The following is a 13,493-nucleotide window of genomic DNA, read 5'->3' as shown; positions in this document are numbered from 1 at the left end:
TGATTTTCCTGTATAAAACGCCGAAAAACAACGGAAGGACATGAGACTGAACCCCATTTCCTTCGGCACAAATAAAAAGGTCTTTTCTTTTCAACCCAGGCATCACCTGACTCCTCCCAGCTCTGCCTCAATTGCTCGCACGCGACATTAAAAATCAGCAATCCAAAGCTATGATTAGCGATAAATCAGAATAGTTATTGAATTAGCAGATGTGACGCTGCGTAGTCGTCCGAACAATCGAACCCCGGCGAAACAAAAAAGTGTAAACCAACGCCCACTCCTGTCGGAATAATTTACACCAAATATGCCCTTTTAGTTCCATAATTTGACCTAGAAAAGAAGTAACTACAGATGGTTACATAAATGGAACGGGTTGTGCATTATCCCTCAAAAAATGGGAGGACCGTTATGAAAAAGATTTCGATCAAGTTATTGGCAGCCTTCTTCCTGATGATGCTCGTGACGCAACCTGCGTATGCGGCTTTCATCAATGAATGGTCTTACTCGCTCTCCTACGAGCTGAGTGATTACACGAATGAAGCGGGCACCCAGGATGGAATGACCCTCGACTTAACCCCCACGGGATATGATGGATGGACGCTTACTTGGGGCGTTGACGCGTTACACCCTGATGGAAGCTCCATCGGTTCCGTGGATAAAACCGGCAACGTTACTACCAACAGCTCTACCACCATCGAAGCCCATCTGTTCCACCTCAACAAGCCCATCAGTGCAAGCACCGACTCTCTCATGAGCGGCAAGCTGAGTGCGACTCTGACCCTGCAGGGCTACAATCCCTACTCCGACACCGTCGCAACCTTCTCCACCGTTCTGGAATTCCTGTTCTTCGAAACTTCGAACAATTCCGAATTCTCGAACACCAACGACCTGTTCATTCTGCTGAACCCCGAGGCTGCCTCGCAGACCTTCATGTACGATGATTGGGAGTACTCCTTCTCGTTCCTCAACGGCATCGATCCTATCAATCCGGACAGCCTGACCGCCATGCACATGGGTCCCCCGGCCACTGGCGGCGGTTACGCCTCCGTGTGGGATCTGCTGCAGACCGAAGGTAGCCCCTACTACTACGTCCCTGAAAGCGGATTGTACTTCGGCTGGGAAACCCCGGAAGACACCCTGACCCTGATTGATTCCGAACTGACGGTCACCGGCACCCCGCCCGTTCCCGAGCCGTCCACCTTCATCATCTTTGGTCTCGGCATCGCCACCCTGGCCTTTGTCGGCAGAAGGATGCAGCGCAAGCAATAGCTTAATCAATCCCCCCTCAAAGCCCATGTAGCAATACATGGGCTTTACTTTTTTCTTCTCTTCACAACATATGCCTCATGTTTTCCCGTTCCGCCGCACATTCTTGGCAGAACGGGAAAACACATGATTCCCTCCAGAGTATGGCCCGAATTTCCGACATACGGAGTGAATCGAATCTCACGTTTGCTCCAATACACCGAGCCATATTGTTTTCTTTTCAAAACAAGGGTAGAAATATTCCAAAGAAATCGGTGCATCATGCTGAACACGACACGTTTCATACAGATATTCCTCGCCCTGCTTTTTTTAGCGGCGTGCTCCCGTGAACCCGGCAACGTCTTCCAGGGGTATGTGGAAGGCGAGTACGTGCATGTAGCCGCCGCCTTGGGCGGCACCCTTCAGCAGTTGGCCGTAAAACGAGGCCAAATCGTGGCCGCAGGAGCTCCCCTGTTTGCTCTGGAGCGCGATTACGAACAAGCTGCCGTGGACGAAGCGACGCACGGGCTGCAACGCGCACAGGACAATCTCGCCAACCTCCGCAAGGGCCAACGGCCTTCGGAGATAGCCTCCATCCAGGCGCGGCTGCAAAAAGCCAAGTCTTCCGTTTCCCTGGCCAAGATCGAATATGAACGCCGCGTCAAGCTCGTGGCCGCGGAAACCATCTCCCAGGAGGAGCTGGACCGGGCCGAAAGCGATTACGAACAAAAACAGCAACTCGTAAGTGAAATAGAATCAGAACTGCGAACCGCCCGCCTGGGTGCGCGTAGCGATCTCATTCTGGCAGCCGAATCCGAAGTCCGCCAGGCCCGGGCTCAACTCGATCAGGCCCAATGGAACCTAGACCAGAAGCAAACGACCGCCCCGGCCGACGGATTTGTGTTCGACACCCTGTTCCGGGAAGGCGAATGGATACCCGCCGGACAACCCGTGGTCTCCCTACTGCCGCCCAAAAACATTGAAGTGCGCTTCTATGTGCCGGAAACCGTGGTGAGCAAGCTGCAAATCGGCCAGCAGGTCAATGTCAATTTTGACGGGGCAGCGTCCCCAGTGGAAGCTACCGTCTCCTATATTTCTCCGTCCGCCGAATATACGCCCCCGGTCATCTATTCCAGCCAAAGCCGGGCCAAGCTGGTCTTCCAACTCAAAGCCGCCCCGTCCCCCAAAGACGCGGCCAAGCTCCACCCCGGGCAGCCTGTGGACGTCACTGTGCCAGGCCTTGCCCCCTGACCCCGCCGCCCAGCCATGGCTTCCGACATCATCATCGACGTCCAGGGACTGACCAAATCATTCGGTCCCAAGACCGTGGTGGACGGTTTGGACATGCAGATTCGCAAAGGCGAAATCTACGGATTTCTTGGCCCCAACGGCTCGGGCAAAACCACTTCCATCCGTATGCTCTGCGGACTTCTCAAACCTAACGCCGGTTCCGGCACCTGTCTCGGCTTCGACGTCATCACCGAGTCAGCCAAGATCAAACCGCATGTTGGCTACATGACCCAACAGTTCAGTTTATATGAGGATTTGACCGTCCGGGAAAATATTGCATTTACGGCCCGCATCTTCGAACTCCCCGCTCCCGCGAAAAGGACAACCGAATGCATAGAGCGCATGGGGCTCGGCCCCTTCGAAAAGCAATTGGCTGGAAATCTGTCCGGCGGCTGGAAACAACGTCTTTCCCTCGGCGTGGCCACCTTGCATTCCCCGAGACTTCTCCTGCTCGACGAACCCACTGCGGGAGTTGACCCCGGCGCGCGGCGTGATTTCTGGGACCAAGTTCATGCCTTTGCCGCCGAAGGCATCACCGCCCTCATCAGCACCCACTATATGGACGAGGCGGAACGCTGCCACAGGCTGGCCTACATCGCCTACGGCAAACTTCTGGCCAGGGGCACATTGGAAGAAATGATCCGGGACGCGAAACTCACAACCTGGGCCGTAAGCTCAAAAGACAGCGGCTCCCCGCTTCACACCCTGGCTGAACAACTCAAGCCGCTCCCCGGCGTGGAGCAAGTGGTGGCCTTCGGCAATACGCTGCATGTCAGCGGGCGAGACGCCGAAAAGCTTGAACGAAACATCGAACCGTTCCGCGGCGGCCCCTATGCGTGGTCCAAGATCGAGACAAGCCTGGAAGAAGTCTTCATCGACCTCACGCAACAAAGTAAGGGGGCGCTCAAATGAGTTCCTTCTCCTTCAAGCGTTTTGGGGCCATGATCGCCAAGGAATTCGTGCAGATGCGCAGGGACCGGCTGACCTTTGCCATGCTTATCGGCATTCCGCTTTTCCAACTTATTCTCTTTGGATATGCCATCAATTCCGATCCCAGGCATCTGCCAACCGCCATACTCAGCGGCGACAATTCATCGTATTCCCGATCCATTGTGGCCGGAATGCAGGCCAGCACCTTTTTCGATATCACTAAGCACCCTGCAACCCGGTCCGAGGCCGAACAACTATTGAACGAAGGAACAGTGCAGTTCGTCCTGACCATTCCCGAGCAGTTCGCCCGAGACCTGCTTCGGGGAGACCGCCCCGTGCTGCTCCTAGAAGCCGACGCCACGGACCCCATGGCCACCGGCAATGCAGGCAGCGCGTTCCCCGAGATCGTGCGCCGCGCCCTTGCCAAGGACCTGACCGGCCCGGCTCTCGCCCTAAACCAGAACCAACCGCCGGTAGATATTCGCGTTCATTACGACTACAACCCAGAAGTCGAGACGCAATACACTATCGTACCCGGCCTTATGGGCGTCATCCTGACCCTGACCTTGGTCATGATTACCTCCCTGGCCATCACCCGAGAGTCGGAACGAGGCACCATGGAACATCTGCTCGCCACGCCCGTCCGCCCTCTTGAAGTCATGCTTGGTAAAATTATCCCTTATATTTTCGTCGGCTACATCCAGATAACTCTCATCATCACTACCGCAAATCTCCTGTTCGGCGTGCCCATGCATGGAAGCATACCCCTGGTCTTCGCCCTGTCCCTGATCTTCATCGGCGCGAACCTGTCCGTGGGCGTCACCATCTCCACTGCGGTGCGGAATCAGTTGCAGGCGGTTCAGGTCTCTATATTTTTCTTCATGCCCTCTCTGCTCCTGTCCGGCTTCATGTTTCCATTTCGCGGTATGCCCCAATGGGCGCAGTGGATCGGTTCTGTTCTTCCCCTGACCCACTATCTGCGCCTCATTCGAGGCATTCTGCTCAAAGGCAACGGATGGGAGGAGTCCATGATCCATGTTTGGCCCATTCTCCTTTTCTGGCTTGTAATCGTCGCCATCGGCCTCAAGCGCTACCGCCGGACCTTGGATTAGCCACGCGGGTCGTGCGCGCCACATAGGACGCACACAACATCCCCGGCCTCTCATGCCAAGTCATTCCACCAAGTTTCGTTCCAGACTCACCATCATAGTGACAAGACTCTTCATGAACCCTTTGTCCAAACGGTTGCCGACCCCATCAATTCGTCTTCCAAACCTCGACACAGGCATCCGGACCTATTCGGATGATGCCGCCCGTCCCACTCTCCTCCTCTCAATTCAGTCGCCTTTATGCGCATAGCCCGAGTCAATGCACAACATGCGCAAAATCCGCTATCAAGCCACCTAAAAACACACACAAACGATGCGTCTTGCACCGTAAGACTAGACAATTTCGGGTCACTAGAAATTTAGATTATATCTAGACTTTTTCTAGACTTTTCTCATCCAATTGATAATATTGCGTATTATTTTAAAAGTTCAGATATCCACGAAAAAAAGGAAAACGCCGGTTTTGGTTGCCAAACAGGGGAAAGAACTTATATAGATCTTGTCCGAATAGTTCTTTGACATGGGGGCGCACTGGTTTCGACGGGGATAGTTGAAGCCGAAGCTGCAGGTCGAGGTTGGTCGATGGCCTCGTTAAAATCGACCACAAAGATAATTGCCAACGACAATTACGAATACGCAATGGCTGCTTAATTGCAGAGTTGCACCTGACAACATAGCTTGTCACGATTCACTCGCCGACGCCTTATAAGCGGGCTGAATCGTCAAACCATAGGGCTAGCATCAAGCGTTCGTTCCTTGCCCTTGATGCGAAACTCTTTAAGGGACTAGTCAGTCGGCCGTCTGGCCCGGAGCAACCCGACTGGCGAAACTTCATTCCGGACCTAAACCTGTAGACGCTTTCGCGGATCGTTCTCGGACGGGAGTTCGACTCTCCCCGCCTCCACCATTTGAAAAAAGACAACCCGTCTCTCCGGGGTTATTCTCCGGGACGACGGGTTTTCTATTTCCCCTTGTTTTCAAAGGGTTTGAGCGATTTTCACATCGACGCCCGCCCCCTCTCCACCCGCCTCATTTCTACCATTCTCCAGTCTTTCATTCTCTGTTTGCCCCCTGATTCTCTGTTTTCTCTGGACGAAGTCCGAAGCTCGTCCGGTGGGGCAATCCCTGATATATTAAGGATTTGAGCCGACCAGCCAGTTTGGGAGTTATGGAAACACGTCCTGTGGTATGAAAAAACACCCGAATTTTCGAACCAAAAGTCCCTCGCAGGATTTGAGAAATGGGATTAATGCGGATTTCCCGGCGGGGAATATCAATAATCGTCGGCGCTCTCGGGCAGGATACGGAACCGGCAGCGGTAGCATTTTTCTCCCTTGACCCATTCGATGGGGTCCTCGTCAAGGCGGAAAAATTCCCGCAGGCATCTCGACAGTTCCTGCTTTCGTTTTTTCAAGAAATGATACGGGGTCTCTTTGCGGCTGTTTTTATCAATCTCCCCGCGGTTTTCAGCAAAGTCCAGGAGGAGCGTCCACTGCTTTGTCGCTTCTCCATTCCGTTTGTTGGCCATGCCCATCTGGGTGTAATTGTATCGCCCAGACTCTTCGCCAGCCCAGACTGTGACTGTGAATCCATCCCGGAACTGAATCTTGATATCGGACCAACGGGTTCCAGCCGGCGTTGGGAAATGCACCATGCCACCGGAACCAGGCTCCGGGACTTTTTCGTGGAGCGGTGCGAACAGCTCGTCGGGAGTCCGACGTACCTGGAGGCAGCCCTGCTCGTCGAACGGCATCTCTTCATCCAGTGCCAGGAAGATGGCGTTGCGCTGCGCCAGGATCTGTTCAACTGGAGGGGACACCCGTCGCCGCGTCGGAGCCAAGAGTACGAAGGGATCGCCATGGAGCAGACAAATGTTCTTTACGACCTCAAGCAACTCGTCCGGATTTTCCTGTTGAGTCAGGAATACGGGAAAGACCAGCCCGGCCGTGGGCACAAAGTCACCCAGACGCCACGTTCGCCGGCATGCGTCGACCTTGCTTTCGCGATGCTCGATCCCCAACGCCGAACAGATGTCTTTGTGCAGGGAAGCTCTGTTCACCGAATAGATGAGAATGTCCTGCCGCTTGAGGGGGTATGGTTTTTCCTCCTGCTCAGGGCACACGGCCACGATGTCGTTGCGAGAGTGCGTTACGACTTTGCGCGGGCACCCCAGGCCACATTCCGTCGGGCAATCCACAGCCGTTGCGTGATCGCGGGTCAGTTTGAGGTAGCGTCCGTGAAACCCCTGAAATCCCGGCCACCCGTCAAGGTGCTGATTCCACTCGACCAGAGGAGCGGCTTGGCCGGGTAAGTCTTCCAGGTATTTCCAGATCGCGTATTCACTCATCGCCGTTCTCTGCATCCGCGATGATGAACCCGCGCCTGGTCATCCAGGTTTCAAGGATGTCAGCATCGTCATCACGCTTGAACCCGGCCCTGTTGCCGGAGCTTATGGTGACCGTTCGAGCGGTCTTGGAGTCGGTGAATTTGATCAGGAAGCTGGCCTTGATAATAGGACCGCTGTTGGGGAATGACCGTTCACGCTCGCGCAAGGATGCGAAGATATCCTCGGCTTTGCGGATCTCCACTTCCTTCTGAGAACCGCCACGGAAGATCTGGAACTCTTTGAGCCTCACCCACTCCAGCCCGTCAATGTCGTCGCACAGGAGGGAATCCTCGCCGACCTCCCGCAGCGGCTCGAGGGTGAACTTGCTCTTGCCGTTGAAGAACTCGCTGTCACCAAAGAAATGTTGGCCGAACTTGGTGCGGTAGAGTTCCTTCTCGCCCTTGGATCGGGCGTTCATGCGGATTTCCCCGGTCTCAGGGTTGTAAACGAGGACATCGTATTTCTCGGGGCGATAGTAGACACTCGACGATTCCCCGTCCTTGATGATGCTCTCGCGGGTGAAGGGTTCTCCGTGGCGAACCAGGAACCAGACAAAGTCGGGCTTCACATACACAAACACCTTTGACGCCCGGCCCCGCCGCTTCTTGGAGAACCACTCGTCAAGTTCGGCCTCCAGGGCGTGGATTGTCTCTTCTGAAGGATCTTCGAACTCGGGGATGGAACCGTTTGTGGCCCTGAAATACTCGAACGAACGGGGACGGAAGAGAAACTGTTCGGCATGAAGACGTTCAATGAGATCGCGGTCCTTCATCCACACCTGAATGGCCAGATCGGCGCGGGCGGCGTCCTTGTCGATGACAACGTCGATCTCGGTCCCGTCAATCGCGTCCTGGATGGAGTCGAAGCCTTCCGGGGTTGACATCTCGTTCACGTAATACAGCGCTTCGGCCAAGTCCTCCGGCGTGGAAGTGCTCGGGTTGAGCAGGACCTCGCTCAGAGCGTTGTAATCCAGCTCGTCCTCGGTGTTCAACGATGGCAACTCCACGCCGCGAGCCGAAAAATAGTCGGCATGCGGTTCAAGAAATGCAATGAGGTGCTCCCGGTCGATCCTCCGGAGCATTTCCGGCTTCGAAAAGCGGCGTAGATTAAAAGTTGCCATTTTTTCCTCCTACTTTCCGTTCGTCAGTTTCCTTTCATGGGCTACTCTCATGTTCGTTTCCAACCCACAACCTTACCCAATATCCGGAGGTCATCCTCCGGACGAAGCGTAATCGGCGCGTGTCTCGGATTCTCCGGGACGAGCTCGATACGCTCATTCTCGATTCTCAATCGTTTCACAGTGGCCTCGTCATTCAGAAGAGCCACGACGATATCTCCGGTTTCCGCCAGCGGCTGACGTCGCACGATGATCAGGTCGCCATCGTTTATCCCCGCTCCGATCATACTGTCGCCGGAAGCGTGGAGAGCAAAATACTCTCCTGACCTGACCGTGGATGCCTCAACCAGTACTTCCCCAATGATGTTTTCTTCCGCCAGGATGGGTTGTCCCGCAGCGACCGTACCGATAACGGGCACCGCCACGAGGGCGGCCGCCATGTCTTCCGGCCGCTTGGCCACGGTCAGCCCGCGAGCCTTGCGGCCTTCACGTTTCAGATATCCCTTGCGGACCAGCTGGTTGATACGTTCATGCACGCTCGAATGGCTGATCCCGAAGGTCTCGCTCAATTCCTTCACTGTCGGCGGGTACCCCTTGGCGTCGATATGGCGGCATATCTCGTCCAGGGTCTCCCGCTGCAGTGGTGTAATCTCGTCTGTTTTGCTTCTGCCCATGGCTCCCACATTTACCAAAAACGAAAAGCCCCATCGGGCCGAATAAAACTATAATATACGACCTGATATCCGTCAGGTCAAGAAGTCTTATGGAAAAACCCTTCCGACAGTCGGGGAACGCCTTCGGTATGTAACCATCGACAGGGCCGGGCATTTCGCCCGGACTTGAGAGTTAGAAACCAGACAACTGACCGGAAGCAGAGCTTAGGCGGTTGTGGGTGCCAGTGAACCCGCATCCCAACCGTCCGGCGAGTTTCCCGGCATCCACACCGACCGACCCGGTCACGCAAGCCGGAGGTCACGATGTTGGATGCCGATTTTGCTCTTGAAACAACCGATCCCGACCCGCTTGAAGCGGATGTATTTCCCGAGTCCGAACTCCTTTCCCCGGAAAAGAGACTGGGGGCAATCGCCTCGATCCTGGCGGTTGCTGTGCTGCGTTCGAAAGTCCGCAAAGCCGCTTCCAGCTGGCGTATGGAGGATATCGAAGAATCTTCCGGAACTGCCGGAGAAGGACTTGATTAGTTGCAGGAACTTAAGCATTCATTCATGACAAACGCGTCCGGAACGCATGATAAGGAGTTGTGTATGAATGAGTTACAAAAACAAACCCGCAACGGGAAGAACGGCGGACGGACCCGGAATTCCGTCCTGCGGCAACTGGCGACGTTACAGAATATGACGCTGGAGCAACTTCGCGAGAAGTGGCTCGACCTTTATGGCAGCGACCCGCCCCGGTACAAGAAACAGTTCCTCGTCAAACGCCTCGCCTATCGTATTCAGGAGCTCTTTTACGGTGGCCTGTCCGAGAGCGCCAAGACGCGTCTACGGCAAATCGCCCAGGATGATCCCGTGGCGACGGTCGAGCGCAAGGTGCCCGAGGAGCGCAAGTCCAATGAAAACATCCTGCCGGGTACAAGGTTCGTGAGGGTCTGGAATGACCGTCGATATGAGGTCGTCGCCCGGGAAAAAGGCTTTGAATACGACGGCCGGATCTTTCGATCACTCAGCGCGGTGGCTCGGGAAATTACCGGCACCCGTTGGAACGGCAAGGTCTTTTTCGGCCTGAAGAAGACCTACGGAAAAAAGAACGGAGGTGGCAAGAATGCCTGATAACGTCAACATGACCTCCACCAGGAAGAAGCCGCTGCGCTGTGCCATCTATACCCGGAAAAGTCACGAGGAAGGATTGGAACAGGAATTCAACTCGCTGGATGCCCAGCGGGAGGCTGCCGAGTCGTATATCGAAAGCCAACGAATGCTGGGCTGGCGGGCCCTGGTCGACCGCTACGACGACGGTGGATTCTCGGGCGGCAACATGGAGCGTCCGGCCTTGCTGCGTCTTTTGGCCGACGTGGACGCGGGGAAAGTGGATGTGATCGTGGTTTACAAGATCGACCGCCTTTCACGTTCGTTGCTCGACTTCATGAACATGATAGAGTTGTTCAATAAGAAGGGTGTCAATTTCGTCTCGGTTACCGAACATTTCAACACCACCGACCCGACCGGCCGGATGTTTCTCGGCATCCTGATAACCTTCGCGCAATACGAGCGGGAGGTCATCGCCGAACGAATCCGGGACAAGGTGGCAGCGGCGAAACGGCGGGGCAAATACTGCGGCGGCCCGGCCATACTCGGATACGATGTCGACCGGGAGAACAAGAAACTGCTGGTCAATCCGGATGAAGCGCCGCTGGTGCAACACATCTTCCGGCGATTCACGCAACTGGCATCGGCCAGAAAGCTGGCGCGGGAACTCAATGAGCAGGGATACAAAACCAAGTCGTGGGTCACGAAGAAAGGGAAACATCGGGAAGGGACCGAATGGAACACCGGCCACATTTACCGCTTGCTGGGCAACCGCATATACATCGGCGAGGTGGTCCACAAGGGTGAAAGCTATCCCGGAGAGCACCAGGCCATCGTCGACAAGGAGTTGTGGGAGAAAGTCCAGTCGATTCTTTCGGAAAACACCAGGGCCAAGCTCAGCAAAGCAAAGACCAAGATGATCTCCCCCCTGCAGGGGGTGATTCGCTGTGGCCATTGTGACTGTTCGATGGGCCCCACCTACACCCAAAAGGGTGAGCGGCGCTATACCTATTACATCTGTGAGAAGGATGCCAAGCGGGCTGTCAGCCGATGTCCGCTGAAGCGGGTCCCGGCCGGAGACATCGAGAAGGCTGTGCTGGAACAGCTGGGCGCTGTATTCCGAACCCCGACGCTGGTGGCAAAAACCTACTTCGCGGCCAAGGAGATGGAAGAAGCGGAGCGGGAAAGATTAGTGAAACAGAAAGAGCAACTTGAAGAAAACCTCGCTGCGGTCCGCAAGCGGGCGCTTGAACTGATGTCACCCGGCAACAACGAGCCTGACCGGGAAGAAAAACTGGCAAAGGTCAACCAGCGCGCGGTGACCCTGACCCGACATCTGGCAAACGTGTCGGCCAGGCTGCGGGTGTTCGAGGGTAATCATGTGACCGAACGGGATGTATCGGAAGCCTTCGAGAGCATCGAAACCTTCTGGGAAGACCTGTTTCCCCTGGAACGTAACCGGCTTGTGCGACTGCTGGTCGAGAAAGTGGAAATCAGGGAAACCGGCATCGATATGGAGCTCAAAACCAACGGCTTGACCACCCTCATCACCGAGCTGACCGGACTGGCGTGTGAAGTCAGGGAACGGAGGAATGGTAAATGAGCAAGCAACCCACCATCACTGTTACCGAGACGGGCAATCTGCATATCCATATTCCGATGTTGATCCGCCGGATGCGCGGCCGGAAGGTCATCATCGTTCCCAAGGCGCTTGACGGAGATGTTTCCGACAGCCCGGGAACGGTGCAGACCGCCATCGTGCAGGCACTGGCCCGGGCGTTCTCCTGGGCGGAGGTGATCGAGAGCGGAGAGGTCAAGTCCATCAGTGAACTTGCGACGAACCTGGATGTGGACAACTCCTACGTGGCCCGCATTCTGAAATTGACCACGCTCGCCCCCGACATCATCGAAGCGATCCTGAACGGCGAGCAGCCGGCCGGCCTGTCGCTGGCCAAGCTGACCAGAACCTTCCCGGTGGACTGGGAGGAGCAGCGGGCCATGTTCGGGTTCACCACCGACTGAACGTAAACCACATACCGCAGCCGACACAGGGGCCGACCTTCGCGGGCGGCTTTTTTTATGCCCGTTTGATGCTCGCCGTCCCTGGCTCGCACCCTTCGGCTGTCCTGCCGAATTGTCCGGTAATCGGTGAGGTCAGCGAAATTTCACTGAGGGGCGGCAAAAAAAGTTAAGAAAAATTTCTCCTCTCTGATTCCGCCAATCCACCGCTTTTTCAAGCATTTCTCCTTCCGCTCCATTCTTCAGGCCACACCAATCCGAGCCTCGAACGAAATTTCGCCAAAGAAGGGTGACAGGTTCGGCGAGACCTTCACCCCGTAAGAACATCGTCCGGGAAACCGGGCGAGTGCCCCTGGGAGGACCCTTCGCCGGACCTGCCTCCCAGGGGCTTTTTTGTGCGCCGCGAGGCGCGAAAGGAGGTTCGGAATGAACAACGTGGCAACGAAGGCGTCGCTGTCTCCCCAACGGAGACGCCTGCTTGAACTGATGCAGGGGATCAACTTCGGGCGGATCGAGGAACTGGCCGTGCGCGACGGCGAACCGGACTTCGATCCGCCCCCGCAAGTGGTTCGTGAAATCAAGTTCGGCGGAGAAAACGGCCCGAGGCGAGAGATGACGGTCGAAGACTTCGCCTTGAAGTCCCAGGCCGTTGAGCTTTTCGCGCAGCTCGACCGCCTGGGGAACGGAACGGTGCTGAGCCTGGAAATCAAGCACGGGCTCCCCTTCCGCATGAGTTTGAAAGAGACGGTTCGGGTGTAAAGTCCCGAGCCACAAAACAAGGTCACCAGACAACAGACTGGCCGCAGAGCGGAGGTCGTTGTGGGTGTCGCCAGAACCGGCGAACTCGCAGCTCCTCCGCAAGGCACAGGTAACGCGGCCGTCCCGGCGAATGTCGGCACCCACACGAGCTCCTCCTCGGCCTCGAGGAGGCTCAAATGGGTTACGAAAATCGCTATCAGGGAATCGACGACTATGCAGTTCAGCTCATCAAGTACAAGGCAAGGCAACTGGTCGGACGGGTCGGGTTTACCGAGTCCGACCGCGAAGATCTGGAGCAGGAAATGGTGCTCGACCTGCTCCGCCGCCTGCCGAAGTTCGATCCGAAACGCGCCGGGCGCAACACGTTCATCGCTCGGATTGTCGAGCACAAGGTCGCCACGATCATCGAGGCACAGAAAGCCGGGATGCGGGATTACCGTCTCTGCTCCTGCTCTTTGAACGACCGCCTGGAGGACGAAGAAGGCAGGTCCATAGAGCGGATGGAGACCATCGACCAGGAAGACTACCTGCGACGCACCGGCAAGCTCTCCCGCCCCATGTCCGAGTTGCGGCATCTGTCCATTGATCTCCGAAGCGCCGTTCAGACGCTGCCGCCCGAACTCCGTGAACTGTGCAAGCGGCTCCAAACCGAGAGCGTCACGGAGATCTCCCGCGACACGGGCATCCCGCGGGGCACGATCTACGAGTCCATCAAGAAGCTTCGCGCCATCTTCGAGGACGCGGGCCTGAAGGACTACCTGTAATCGTCCGACGCTCTTCGCCCTGCTCCGGTAGGTATTGAACGGGTCGGATGTCCGGAGGAAGCGCAACAAGGCTTCCCGGCATCGGACCCGGGCGCGCCCCTTCTGTAAACA

13 protein-coding genes and 1 other RNA gene are annotated in these 13,493 nt (G+C 56.0%); 11 read left to right on the top strand and 3 right to left on the bottom strand.

Annotation, left to right across the window (positions count from 1 at the left end):
* Positions 1-363: 363 nt before the first annotated feature.
* The 5 genes from LF599_RS09295 (at position 364) to ssrA (ending at position 5,481) form a co-directional block, all read left to right on the top strand.
* Positions 364-1,269 carry a THxN family PEP-CTERM protein gene (locus LF599_RS09295; protein WP_319023418.1) on the top strand — a complete coding sequence of 302 codons (906 nt, stop codon included), beginning with the start codon at positions 364-366 and terminating at the stop codon, positions 1,267-1,269.
* 258 nt (positions 1,270-1,527) lie between these two features.
* The gene (locus LF599_RS09290) at positions 1,528-2,496 is read left to right on the top strand and encodes an HlyD family secretion protein (RefSeq protein ID WP_279520540.1); all 969 of its coding nucleotides are present in this window, start codon (positions 1,528-1,530) and stop codon (positions 2,494-2,496) included.
* Between the two features lie 15 nt (positions 2,497-2,511).
* A complete protein-coding gene (locus LF599_RS09285; RefSeq protein ID WP_279520539.1) occupies positions 2,512-3,447 on the top strand; it encodes an ABC transporter ATP-binding protein in 936 nt (311 codons plus the stop codon).
* A complete protein-coding gene (locus LF599_RS09280; protein ID WP_279520538.1) occupies positions 3,444-4,577 on the top strand; it encodes an ABC transporter permease in 1,134 nt (377 codons plus the stop codon). The genes LF599_RS09285 and LF599_RS09280 overlap by 4 nt, the downstream gene beginning before the upstream one ends.
* A gap of 519 nt (positions 4,578-5,096) precedes the next feature.
* Positions 5,097-5,481: a transfer-messenger RNA gene (ssrA, locus tag LF599_RS09275) on the top strand.
* Positions 5,482-5,847: 366 nt separating this feature from the next.
* Here the strand turns inward: ssrA and LF599_RS09270 are convergent.
* The 3 genes from LF599_RS09270 to lexA are packed head-to-tail and all read right to left on the bottom strand — an operon-like array spanning position 5,848 to position 8,751.
* The gene (locus tag LF599_RS09270) at positions 5,848-6,921 is read right to left on the bottom strand and encodes a hypothetical protein (protein ID WP_279520537.1); all 1,074 of its coding nucleotides are present in this window, start codon (positions 6,919-6,921) and stop codon (positions 5,848-5,850) included.
* Positions 6,914-8,080, bottom strand: coding sequence for a hypothetical protein (locus LF599_RS09265; protein ID WP_279520536.1), 1,167 nt, complete (start codon positions 8,078-8,080; stop codon positions 6,914-6,916). Before LF599_RS09265 ends, LF599_RS09270 begins: the two co-directional genes overlap by 8 nt.
* Positions 8,081-8,127: 47 nt before the next feature.
* Complete coding sequence (lexA, locus tag LF599_RS09260) at positions 8,128-8,751, bottom strand: transcriptional repressor LexA (RefSeq protein WP_269943715.1); 624 nt, start codon at positions 8,749-8,751, stop codon at positions 8,128-8,130.
* A 303-nt stretch (positions 8,752-9,054) separates the two neighbouring features.
* Between lexA and LF599_RS09255 the strand changes: the two genes are divergently transcribed.
* The 6 genes from LF599_RS09255 to LF599_RS09230 all read left to right on the top strand — a co-directional run bounded on the left by LF599_RS09255 (position 9,055) and on the right by LF599_RS09230 (position 13,382).
* Positions 9,055-9,276 (top strand): hypothetical protein, encoded by a 222-nt coding sequence (locus tag LF599_RS09255; RefSeq protein WP_279520535.1) that lies wholly within the window; start codon positions 9,055-9,057, stop codon positions 9,274-9,276.
* Between the two features lie 63 nt (positions 9,277-9,339).
* The gene (locus LF599_RS09250; protein WP_279520534.1) at positions 9,340-9,864 is read left to right on the top strand and encodes a DUF2924 domain-containing protein; all 525 of its coding nucleotides are present in this window, start codon (positions 9,340-9,342) and stop codon (positions 9,862-9,864) included.
* The gene (locus tag LF599_RS09245; RefSeq protein ID WP_279520533.1) at positions 9,857-11,443 is read left to right on the top strand and encodes a recombinase family protein; all 1,587 of its coding nucleotides are present in this window, start codon (positions 9,857-9,859) and stop codon (positions 11,441-11,443) included. The genes LF599_RS09250 and LF599_RS09245 overlap by 8 nt, the downstream gene beginning before the upstream one ends.
* Positions 11,440-11,862 carry a hypothetical protein gene (locus tag LF599_RS09240; RefSeq protein WP_269943718.1) on the top strand — a complete coding sequence of 141 codons (423 nt, stop codon included), beginning with the start codon at positions 11,440-11,442 and terminating at the stop codon, positions 11,860-11,862. Before LF599_RS09245 ends, LF599_RS09240 begins: the two co-directional genes overlap by 4 nt.
* 423 nt (positions 11,863-12,285) lie before the next feature.
* Positions 12,286-12,618 carry a hypothetical protein gene (locus LF599_RS09235; RefSeq protein ID WP_279520532.1) on the top strand — a complete coding sequence of 111 codons (333 nt, stop codon included), beginning with the start codon at positions 12,286-12,288 and terminating at the stop codon, positions 12,616-12,618.
* A 176-nt stretch (positions 12,619-12,794) separates the two neighbouring features.
* Positions 12,795-13,382, top strand: a complete 588-nt coding sequence (locus LF599_RS09230) for a sigma-70 family RNA polymerase sigma factor (protein WP_269943720.1) — start codon at positions 12,795-12,797, stop codon at positions 13,380-13,382.
* Positions 13,383-13,493 lie beyond the last annotated feature (111 nt).

Origin of the sequence: Pseudodesulfovibrio thermohalotolerans, assembly GCF_021353295.2 — a bacterium.
GTDB classification, from domain to species: domain Bacteria; phylum Desulfobacterota; class Desulfovibrionia; order Desulfovibrionales; family Desulfovibrionaceae; genus Pseudodesulfovibrio; species Pseudodesulfovibrio thermohalotolerans.
This window is presented reverse-complemented; position numbering and strand designations above follow the sequence as displayed.

Coding starts and splice junctions, on each gene's coding strand:
- LF599_RS09295 (WP_319023418.1), top strand. CDS start 364: ATGGAACGGGTTGTGCATTATCCCTCAAAAAATGGGAGGACCGTTATG.
- LF599_RS09290 (WP_279520540.1), top strand. CDS start 1,528: ATGCTGAACACGACACGTTTCATACAGATATTCCTCGCCCTGCTTTTT.
- LF599_RS09285 (WP_279520539.1), top strand. CDS start 2,512: ATGGCTTCCGACATCATCATCGACGTCCAGGGACTGACCAAATCATTC.
- LF599_RS09280 (WP_279520538.1), top strand. CDS start 3,444: ATGAGTTCCTTCTCCTTCAAGCGTTTTGGGGCCATGATCGCCAAGGAA.
- LF599_RS09270 (WP_279520537.1), bottom strand. CDS start 6,921: ATGAGTGAATACGCGATCTGGAAATACCTGGAAGACTTACCCGGCCAA.
- LF599_RS09265 (WP_279520536.1), bottom strand. CDS start 8,080: ATGGCAACTTTTAATCTACGCCGCTTTTCGAAGCCGGAAATGCTCCGG.
- lexA (WP_269943715.1), bottom strand. CDS start 8,751: ATGGGCAGAAGCAAAACAGACGAGATTACACCACTGCAGCGGGAGACC.
- LF599_RS09255 (WP_279520535.1), top strand. CDS start 9,055: ATGTTGGATGCCGATTTTGCTCTTGAAACAACCGATCCCGACCCGCTT.
- LF599_RS09250 (WP_279520534.1), top strand. CDS start 9,340: ATGAATGAGTTACAAAAACAAACCCGCAACGGGAAGAACGGCGGACGG.
- LF599_RS09245 (WP_279520533.1), top strand. CDS start 9,857: ATGCCTGATAACGTCAACATGACCTCCACCAGGAAGAAGCCGCTGCGC.
- LF599_RS09240 (WP_269943718.1), top strand. CDS start 11,440: ATGAGCAAGCAACCCACCATCACTGTTACCGAGACGGGCAATCTGCAT.
- LF599_RS09235 (WP_279520532.1), top strand. CDS start 12,286: ATGAACAACGTGGCAACGAAGGCGTCGCTGTCTCCCCAACGGAGACGC.
- LF599_RS09230 (WP_269943720.1), top strand. CDS start 12,795: ATGGGTTACGAAAATCGCTATCAGGGAATCGACGACTATGCAGTTCAG.